The organism is Bartonella sp. AU15XJBT, from assembly GCF_028618615.1.
Lineage (GTDB): Bacteria > Pseudomonadota > Alphaproteobacteria > Rhizobiales > Rhizobiaceae > Bartonella.
Genome location: NZ_JAQITG010000038.1, coordinates 1 through 8,904, shown reverse-complemented (window position 1 = coordinate 8,904; position 8,904 = coordinate 1). Strand labels below are relative to the sequence as shown.

At 47.5% G+C, this 8,904-nt stretch carries 14 protein-coding genes and 2 pseudogenes; all 16 read left to right on the top strand.

Going from position 1 to position 8,904, the window contains the following annotated elements:
• Positions 1-309, top strand: a pseudogene (locus PVV57_RS09185) (chromosome partitioning protein); the annotation flags it as partial.
• Positions 306-764, top strand: coding sequence for a hypothetical protein (locus PVV57_RS09180; protein ID WP_208438027.1), 459 nt, complete (start codon positions 306-308; stop codon positions 762-764). The pseudogene PVV57_RS09185 and the gene PVV57_RS09180, both read left to right, overlap by 4 nt.
• Positions 761-2,740: pseudogene (locus PVV57_RS09175) on the top strand (transposase domain-containing protein). The gene PVV57_RS09180 and the pseudogene PVV57_RS09175 overlap by 4 nt, the downstream one beginning before the upstream one ends.
• Positions 2,741-3,079: 339 nt before the next feature.
• A complete protein-coding gene (locus tag PVV57_RS09170) occupies positions 3,080-4,111 on the top strand; it encodes an AAA family ATPase (RefSeq protein ID WP_273783929.1) in 1,032 nt (343 codons plus the stop codon).
• Positions 4,108-4,377 carry a hypothetical protein gene (locus PVV57_RS09165; protein ID WP_273783928.1) on the top strand — a complete coding sequence of 90 codons (270 nt, stop codon included), beginning with the start codon at positions 4,108-4,110 and terminating at the stop codon, positions 4,375-4,377. Before PVV57_RS09170 ends, PVV57_RS09165 begins: the two co-directional genes overlap by 4 nt.
• A complete protein-coding gene (locus PVV57_RS09160; protein ID WP_273718890.1) occupies positions 4,377-4,646 on the top strand; it encodes a hypothetical protein in 270 nt (89 codons plus the stop codon). The genes PVV57_RS09165 and PVV57_RS09160 overlap by 1 nt, the downstream gene beginning before the upstream one ends.
• Positions 4,639-5,262: a DUF3164 family protein gene (locus PVV57_RS09155; RefSeq protein ID WP_273783927.1), complete on the top strand. Its 624-nt coding sequence runs from the start codon at positions 4,639-4,641 to the stop codon at positions 5,260-5,262. Before PVV57_RS09160 ends, PVV57_RS09155 begins: the two co-directional genes overlap by 8 nt.
• A gap of 22 nt (positions 5,263-5,284) precedes the next feature.
• Positions 5,285-5,902 carry a regulatory protein GemA gene (locus PVV57_RS09150; protein ID WP_273718834.1) on the top strand — a complete coding sequence of 206 codons (618 nt, stop codon included), beginning with the start codon at positions 5,285-5,287 and terminating at the stop codon, positions 5,900-5,902.
• Positions 5,903-5,908: 6 nt separating this feature from the next.
• The gene (locus PVV57_RS09145; protein ID WP_273718833.1) at positions 5,909-6,316 is read left to right on the top strand and encodes a helix-turn-helix domain-containing protein; all 408 of its coding nucleotides are present in this window, start codon (positions 5,909-5,911) and stop codon (positions 6,314-6,316) included.
• A gap of 86 nt (positions 6,317-6,402) precedes the next feature.
• Positions 6,403-6,984, top strand: coding sequence for a peptidoglycan-binding protein (locus tag PVV57_RS09140; protein WP_273718832.1), 582 nt, complete (start codon positions 6,403-6,405; stop codon positions 6,982-6,984).
• Positions 6,981-7,268, top strand: coding sequence for a hypothetical protein (locus PVV57_RS09135; protein ID WP_273718831.1), 288 nt, complete (start codon positions 6,981-6,983; stop codon positions 7,266-7,268). Before PVV57_RS09140 ends, PVV57_RS09135 begins: the two co-directional genes overlap by 4 nt.
• Positions 7,261-7,599 (top strand): hypothetical protein, encoded by a 339-nt coding sequence (locus PVV57_RS09130; protein ID WP_273718830.1) that lies wholly within the window; start codon positions 7,261-7,263, stop codon positions 7,597-7,599. The genes PVV57_RS09135 and PVV57_RS09130 overlap by 8 nt, the downstream gene beginning before the upstream one ends.
• On the top strand, positions 7,565-7,804 hold the full coding sequence (locus PVV57_RS09125; protein WP_273718829.1) for a hypothetical protein: 240 nt from the start codon (positions 7,565-7,567) through the stop codon (positions 7,802-7,804). The genes PVV57_RS09130 and PVV57_RS09125 overlap by 35 nt, the downstream gene beginning before the upstream one ends.
• Complete coding sequence (locus PVV57_RS09120) at positions 7,801-8,115, top strand: DUF2730 family protein (protein ID WP_273718828.1); 315 nt, start codon at positions 7,801-7,803, stop codon at positions 8,113-8,115. The genes PVV57_RS09125 and PVV57_RS09120 overlap by 4 nt, the downstream gene beginning before the upstream one ends.
• Complete coding sequence (locus PVV57_RS09115) at positions 8,112-8,468, top strand: hypothetical protein (RefSeq protein ID WP_012231816.1); 357 nt, start codon at positions 8,112-8,114, stop codon at positions 8,466-8,468. Before PVV57_RS09120 ends, PVV57_RS09115 begins: the two co-directional genes overlap by 4 nt.
• A partial coding sequence (locus PVV57_RS09110) for a phage protein Gp27 family protein (RefSeq protein WP_273783926.1) occupies positions 8,431-8,904 on the top strand: 474 nt, incomplete at its 3' end. The genes PVV57_RS09115 and PVV57_RS09110, both read left to right, overlap by 38 nt.

Genomic DNA, 8,904 nt, shown 5'->3' with positions numbered 1-8,904 from the left:
CAGCATTTACAGCCGGAGTTGCGGTCTGTTTTGCGTGGCACGGCATTGGCGGATAATCAAGCGCAGTTGTTGAAATTAGCGAAGATGGAGCCGGTTGCGCAACGGCGGGTGGCAATTGCTTTGCAACAGGTTGAGGGGGATTTACGGCGGGCTGTTGATTTGGTCAATGGGATTAATACGCCTCCGCAAATTAATGAGCAGGAACGGATTTTTGCGCAGTTATTAGGGGTGTGGCAGAGAGCAGATGCGCAGACAAAGGCGCGGTTTTGTGATTATCTTGCAAGAGAACGTGGGGAGGAGCAGGCATGAAGAGGCATGGTTGCGGGCAGCTTGATTTTTTCCAAAAGCCGGTTTTTCCCTGCCGCGAACCCGTTGCGCAGATTGATTTAGGGCGGTTTCGCTCACGCATTAAGCGTGCCATGGCGCGGGCTTTGAGAGAATGCCGGGTTGAGCGCAGTGTGATTGCAGAGCGTATGGCGCATTATTTAGGGATTGGGTGTTTAAGTAAGGCCAGTTTGGATGCGTATGTTGCGGAAAGTAAGCAGGTTGATATTTCCCTGCCGCGGTTTAAGGCATTTGTGCGGGCGACAGAGGCATTTTGGCTCTGGGATGAGGTGGTGAGTGAAGATGGATTGTTGCTGTTGCAAGGGGATGAGGCGCGGTTAGCAGAGATTGCACGGTTGCAGCAGGAACAGCGGGAGATTGCAGCGCGATTGAAAGCCATGCGCGCAACGCCGGTTCGCATTAAAAGGGGGCAGCCATGAAGGAGTGGTTTCGTATTGCCGAATTGGCTGAGGCAGCTTTGCCAGGATTGCCGAAAAGTAAAGGTGGATTGCGTAAGATTTTGGCGTCCACATGGCGTCATCAAAGTGGTTTGACACGTAAAGTTAAAGGGGTTTCTCGACCTATTGTAGAAGTTCACATTTCCTTATTGCCGGAGGTTTCACGGGCGGCATTGTTGTTGCGCTCTGGAGTGGGTGTTGATGTGAAACAAACGCAAGGGGATCAAAAGACAAGCATTTGGGTGCGTTATGAGGGGCTTTCAAAGGCGCATAAAAGGCGCTGTGAAGAGCGTTTGAAGGCGCTTTGTTTTTGGGAAGATTTGCTCCATGGCGGTATGGGTGTGCATGATGCGGCAAGTTTGAGTGCGGTGCAATTTGGGGTTAGCCGGATGTCGCTTTTTAATTGGCGGCAGATGGTTGAAGGGTATGAGAGGTGAGATTGGTTGGCAGCGCTGGCGCCTTGTTATGGTGAGGAGACTGTTTCGCAATTTGCGCCGTGTCATGAGGGGGCGTGGGAGGTTTTATGTTCGGATTATTTGCGTTCCTCTCGCCCTGCTTTTTCGGCATGTTATCGGCGGATGGTTTCGGTTGCGCAGGAGAAAGGTTGGGCGCCCATTCCTTCTGAGCGGGCTTTGCGGCGTCGTTTTAAGGCGCAAGTTTCCAAAGCGGTTGTGGCGTTAGCGCGTGAGGGCGAAGAAAAGGCAAAAAAGCTTTATCCCGCCCAACGGCGTGATCGCTCAAGCCTGCATGCACTGCAAGCGGTGAATATGGACGGGCATAAGCTGGATGTTTTTGTGCGTGTTCCTTGGGGAGAGAAGCCTGTGCGGCTTTATCTGATTGCCATTCAAGATCTTTATTCGGGCAAGATTTTATCATGGCGCCTATCGGATGCTGAGACTTGGGAAATCGTTCGTTTGGTGATTGGGGATATGGTGGAGGCTTATGGGATACCGGAGCGTATGACCTTGGATAATGGGCGTGCCTTTACCAGCAAGTGGATTTCTGGAGGTGTGCAAAACCGTTTTCGCTTTAAGATTAAGCCGGATGATCCGCAAGGGCTTTTGACGAGTTTGGGTGTGCAATTGCAATGGACGACCCCTTATAGCGGGCAGTCAAAACCGATTGAGCGGGCATGGCGTGATCTGGCAGAAGCGATTTCCAAACATCCCTTTTGTGCGGGGGCTTATACGGGCAATAAACCGGATGCCAAGCCTGAAGATTATGGCAAGCGTGCGATAGGATTTGAAGCGTTTAAAGCCCATGTTGGTGCGCAAATTTGTGCACACAATGCGCAAGCGGGGCGTAAGGCGGTTAATTGTGCGGGGCGCAGTTTTGATGAGACCTTTACTGAGAGTTTGCAAGCAGAGGGAACGATAGTTCGGCAAGCGAGCGCAGCACAACGGGCTTTATGGCTTTTAACCTCTGAGGCATTGCGTGCGCAGAAGGGTACGGGCGAGATCCATTTTTATGGCAATCGTTATTGGGCGCGTGAACTTAACCAGTATGCGGGGCAAAAGGTGATTGTACGTTTTGATCCGGATAATTTGCATCAAGATTTACGGGTTTATGATTTGAACAATCGGTTGCTTTGTTTGGCACCATGCCTTTGTGATGTAGGTTTTTATGACCAGCAGGCGGCGCGCTTGAATGGGCGTTTGCGTAAAGAATATGTGAAGGCTGTTAAAGCAGAAAAACAGCTAGCGGCAAAGCTTGCGCCTGATCACTTGGCCGATGTTTATGGGCGCTTTGAGAAAAAGGATGAAGCGTTCAAATCTAAGCTTCCGATAAAGCCAAAGGTGAGCCGCTTGATGCCAAACCATGTGGGGAATTTAGCTTTGACAGCAGACGATGATGAGGCTTTGGACGCCCAAGAATTCAGTCAACACTTGCATAAAGCTTTGAGAAAGCTTTCGGCGTCTGATGAGGGGCGTGAAGTGATAAAGTTTCCTAAACGATAGGAAAGGAAAGAGGGGGGATTTGTAAGAATTCTCGAAAGGAAGCTGGTTTTGTATCGCGTACCAGCTTGAAGATTTAACAAAGAAAGGGGGAGAAGTCTTAATCCATTTCAATATTTTAAATCAATACAATTAAGTTTTCAGGTGTCTTTGCCTTGATTTGAGCGCGGAGCCTTGAAGTTAGCAAGTTCCCCGATGTGTGAGAAAGAGAGGGGGATTTGTCAGGTTAGCCGTTTTAGTATCGCGTACGGCTTTAAATGTTCATTGAAGACAAAAGACAAGGGGCAAGATTTTAGCCCTTCCCCTTGTCGATGTCTAAATCAATACGAAAGGGGAATATATATGAAGTACGCGATAAATGCAACCGTTGATAAAAATCCTTGGGCGCGACCAAAAATCCAGCCCAATGGGACAGCACAAAACCGCAACAGTGATGACATTGCTTTATGGAATGAACTTGTGGATGCAGTGAGAGCTTTGGGGCAAATGAATGATTGGTCGAAAGCGGAGGTGGCGCGGCGCATTGGCATGCCGGATGGGACGTTTTCGCAATGGTATGCGGGCAGTTATGCGGGGCAATTGGGTAAGCAAAATGCGAAGGTTCAACAATGGGTTGAGGTTTTTAAAGAAACGGCGGGGTTTTTGGAAAAGATCCCTGAAAAACCAGCCTTTCAGAGGAATCGAATTGCCAGTGAGATTATTGATACTTTAACATTGGCACAAAGTACGGGGGATATGGTGATGATTACGCTTGATGCGGGCAGTGGTAAGACCGAAACCTGCCGTCATTACCGCGCAACCCGTCCGCATGTTTATCTGGTGACAGCCAGCCCGCATACGCGCAGTGTTCACGGTATTTTGAATGATATGGCAGCAGAATTGGAAGTGGTGGAATATAATCCCACCCGCTTAACGCGTGCGATTGGTAAGAGATTAGAGCGTGTGGGTGGTGGGACGCTATTGATCGTTGATGAGGCGCAAAATTTAACGGATGAGGCGATTAATCAGTTGCGCCATTTTGTTGATATTAATGGCACGGGGCTCGCTTTGGTTGGGAATGATGAAATCTCTGGGCGGTTGGTTCACCGTCAAAATGGTCCCTCTTATGCGCAAATTAAAAGCCGATTGGCAATGCATCTGAAGCGCCGCAAACCCTATAGTGAGGATATTGCAGCGCGTATTCATGATTGGGGAATTGAAGATGTTGGGGCGATAAAGTTTTTGACAGGGATAGGCTTAAAGGCTGGGGCTTTGCGGCAGATTGATAAAACCATGATGTTGGCACGTATGGCAGCGCTTGGAGATGGGTGTGAGGTGACCCTGAAACATGTCAAAGCGGCATGGAAAAACCGTGACGTGGAGGAATTGGCATGATCCCTTTATGCGACAAAGAATTATCCGATACGCTTGTTGGTCTTTATGACGATTATCAATGTGGTTTTGATATTGGAGAAAAGCTTAAATTGTGTGTGGATTTGGCTTTATCGCTTGAATTGGAATTGAGTGTTCACCGTTTGGGGGAAGCGGATGCGGTTTTGGAAGCTGAAGTTGCAGAAGTTTTGGCTGAGTGTGAAGGCTCTGATCGAGATGAAGATAAGACCAATCGTGTGATTTATATGGATTTTGGAGGCGGAAAATGATGGAACGGAACCCTTATATGGTGAGAGATTGCTTGATTGCTTTGCGCTCTGGCTTTTTGAAGTATGAGATGAATGGACTTTTTTTGCATGCACAAGATGTTCGAGAATTGAATGCGTATTTACGGCGCTTAGCAGGCTATAACCACATTTTAGGTCATGAGCTTATGCGGTGTCGTTGGCAATTGAAAGCGGGATGTGCGCCTTCTTCAGGGGATGTTTTGCCGTTTCGCCGGTTTCAGGAAAAGAAGGAGGAATTTAGCGATGAATAAACAGATTGAACTTGAAGGCACGCGTTATATGAAGGATGCAAAAGGGGCTTTGGTGCCAGTAAGCCTGATCCGCCCTGCGGATTTGTTGGAAGATGAAACGGTGCGTAAGGTTATGGGGTATGCCAAAGAGCTCTCAGCACGGATTGCGCGTTTTAACAACCATACGATTGCGGATTTGAGTGATTTTGATAGCTTGCTTGCGCAGGAATATGGTGTGGAGCGGCGTGGTAAAAAGGGCAATTGTACGTACACCAGTTTTGATGGTTTGCAACGTATTAAGGTGCAGGTACAAGAAAGCTTTGATTTTGGTCCGCAATTGCAAATTGCCAAAAGCCTTCTTGATGAGTGTTTGAATGAATGGTCTGCGGATGCGCGCCCTGAAATCCGTGCGATTATTACGCGTGCTTTTAATACGGATAAGGAAGGCAAGGTGAATCGGGGTGAAATTTTTATGCTGTTGCGCTTGGATATTGATGATCCACGTTGGAATGAGGCGATGCGGGCGATCCGTGAAGCCATTCGTGTGACAACATCTAAGGAATATGTGCGTTTTTATGAGCGTGATACATTAGAAAGCCCTTGGCGCGCTGTAACGCTTGATTTGGCGAAGACATAAAGGGAATTAGTAAGGGGATACCATGTCTTTAGCGGCTATTCATATGGGCAAACGCGCGTTAGGTCTTGATGATGAGACCTATCGCGCACTGCTTTTTCGATTGACGGGCAAGCAATCGGCAAAAGATTTGAATTTTTTAGAACAGCGCTTGGTGATGCAAGAAATGCGCGCCTATGGGGGTGGCGTCAATGGCAAGCTTTTGAGAGGAAAATATGCTAAGAAGCTTCAAGCTTTATGGATTGCAGGGTGGAATCTTGGCATTATTCGTGATCGTTCAGATAAGGCGTTGCTAGCCTTTGTGAAGAGACAGACAGGGATTGATCATATTCGCTTTTTACGCGATAGCGATGATGCGTGTAGAGCTATTGAGGCGTTGAAAAGCTGGTTGCAGCGTGAGGGTGGGGTTGACTGGAGAGGAAAAGTCCGCCAAGATTCAAGGGGAATACACCCAAGCATTGCCATTTTGTGTGCCCAATGGAAGCGTTTGAATCCCGATGTTGTGTTTGATGTGGAAGCTTTTCATCAAAGTGTTATGGCGTTAAGTGGTAAAGCTTTGGGGGAGATGGCTGGGGGCGATTTTATGCGCGTTATGAATGTTTGGGGGCGGGTCATCCGTAAAGGATTTACAAGCGAGGGGTAAGCATGCATGCACGAGGAAGTCTATAGCGATTTTCCTGCCTTATTGCGTGAAATAGCCGCTGTTGCGGGCAGTGAGGCAGCATGGAATATGATGCGTGCTTTTGGTGGACGAGAAGTTTATATCCCTGGGCGTCTTGAGAATGCGGATTGGTTGATTGAAATTGTTGGGTTTGAAGAGGCGGAGCAATTGATCAAGTATTTTTGTTTTAATGGTTCTGGTGTGCGCCTTCTTATCCCCCTTGGTAGAGATGCTGAACGGCGGCAAAAAATGATGCAAGCGCTGCAAAAGGGCTGGTCGGTAGATGCTGCAGCTGCGGTTTCTGGTATGCATGTGCGTACAGCCTATCGCTTGAAGAAGAGAATTTCTTCAAAAGAGCCCCAAGGTTTATTATTTCCAGAGTTTTATGAGTATTGAGAGTTTTGACTGACAGTGTCAGGCTTATATGGGGGGCGTGAGATTTCATAAACTGCGGATGAATTTTATTCATTGAGCGGTTTGTTATGATTTCAATAGATGCCTCTTTTCTTCATTGCCTTGTGCCTAAACTGACGCATCATGCACGTCAAGATTATATTATTGTTGAGATGGCACGCGCATTGCCTGAAGTTTTGTCTTATGGCGCACTCACGACGCATTTGCGTATTGCGCATTTTTTAAGCCAATGTGCCCATGAGAGTGATGGCTTTTTTACCCTGCGTGAATATGCCTCAGGGCGTGCTTATGAGGGGCGGCGTGATTTAGGCAATGTTAAGCCTGGGGATGGGGTGCGCTTTAAAGGGCGTGGTTTGATCCAGTTGACGGGGCGGAAGAATTATCAACGCTTTACCCAGTTTTGGTGCTCAGTTGATGAACAAGCGGTTGATTGTGAGGCATTTCCAGAAGTGCTGGAACAGTTTCCAGCAGCGCTTTGGTCGGCTGTTTGGTTTTGGCAGATGAAAGGCTTAAATAAGCTTGCTGACCAAGATGATGTTGTGAGGATTACCAAGGCGATTAATGGGGGCAAGAATGGACTTGTGCAGCGTTTGACTTATTTAAACCGCGCCAAAAAGCTTTTAGGACTTTTATGCGAGGTGGAGACATGAAGCCATCGTATCGGGGGTCTCGACGTTATTTATGGTGGTCCTTTTGGTTTGCTTGGGGGGTTATTTTTTTGCTCGTTTCTGGTGGTTTGTTTGGGGCACCGCATATTGTTGATATGGCGGCGATTTCTATTCCTTCGATGGTGGCGATTATTGTTGGCAATCTGGGGGTGCATCGCGGTTTTGGTTCGTTGGATTTTTCCAATAGGAAGCATTCCCATAAGCGGCATAGCAGTTCCTATGATGGCGGGGAGATAGCGGGGTGGGGGGATAAACACAATGTTTAGCCCACTTTCAAAATTGTCTTTTGGTTTGCTTGTTTTGGCAAGTGTGATGTTAGCGGCTTTTGGCTTTATGAAAGCTGAAATTTTAAAGGCGGAAAGAGCGCGTGATTTGTATTGGCGCTTAGAGATAGCCAAGGCTTCAGCACGCGCACAGCTTGCGCAGGAGCGCCAAAGGCAAGCAGTGTTTGAAGCAGAGCATCAAGCGCAAGGGGTGATTTCGGCTCTGGAACAAAAGCTTATGAAAATGGAGGAGGTCAATGCAGTATTGCCAACTACTGGCTGTGCTATTGGGCTTGAGCGTGTGCGCTTGCTCAACAAGCAAGCCAAGGGATAGTTTTGCTTATCAGTTTTTATCGGTTGAATTGCCGCCTGTTGTTCGCATGGCGTGTAGCCGCCCTGTTTTACTGCCAGAGCATGCTTTGAATGGGCGCGAAGTGGTGCATTATTGGAGCCGTGATCGTGCTGCTTTATTGATCTGCGAACAGCGCAGAGGAGCTGCGGTTAAAGCCATTTTAATGAAGTCAAGGAGGGGTTCGTGAATTTAGATATTAGTGTGGCCAATGGTTGGTTATCGTTGTTGTTATCGATTGTTGCGATTTGTGGGGTTTTGAGAGCCTATTTTTCTTCAGGTGCGCGGGAAATGCTGAAAGATCTCGTTGTGCTTAAAGAGCGTGTACAAAAGTTAGAAACGGAGATGGACTTTTTGCCTGATCGCGATGCGTTGCAAAGATTGGAAGTGAATATGGAGAAATTGAATGGTCGTCTCAACACGCTTTCTGCGCAATTACAACCGGTGGCAGCCATTGGTGAGCGCTTGCAAGAGTTTTTACTGGAGAATGCCAAGAAATGAAAGCAGATATGGATAAAATCATCCGTGAAGAAGCGCGGCTGATTATTTTAAAAGGGCTAGCTTGTGAGCGCAGCGAAACGTTATCGAGTGCGATGATTGAGCGGTTGTTATACAGTTATGGTATCCGGCGGGATGGTGATTTTGTCCGCAATGAATTGGCTTTTATGGAAGATCAAGGGGCTGTTACGTTAAAATGTGTGGGTTCTGTTTTGCTTGCGGCTTTAACGGAACGGGGGGCACGTCATTTAGACCGGAGCTTTTCGATTGAGGGGATTAAGCGGCCTAAACGTTCATCAATAAAAGACGAGGTGAAAGATGCGCAAGGTCGGGCGTGGACGCTTAACGGCGATTGATTTATTGCCGCAAGCTTGTGATCAAATTATTGCAGAGGCGGCTGAGGCTTTAAATGGTCGTGAAAAGACGCAAAAAGCCATTTATGGTGAGTTTAAAGCGGCTTTGAAGGCTTTACAAAAGGAAACGGGTTTAAGCTTTTCTATTCCCTCTTTTTCCAGTTTTAATCGTTATTCTTTGCGTTTAGCGGTGATGTCACGGCGTCTAGAACAGACAAGAGAAATTGCAGCAAGCCTTTCAAAACGCTTTGATGCCAAAGCTTCTGACAATATTACTCTTTTGACGGCGGCGGCGATTAAAGAACTGATTTTTTCCACGTTAAGCAGTGGCAAAAACCTTTCACCAAAAGCGGCACAAGAATTGGCCAATGCGCTCAAAGGGGTTTTGGCGGCTGAACATTTGTCGACCACGAGGCGGCAAAAGTTGGAAAAGGATTTT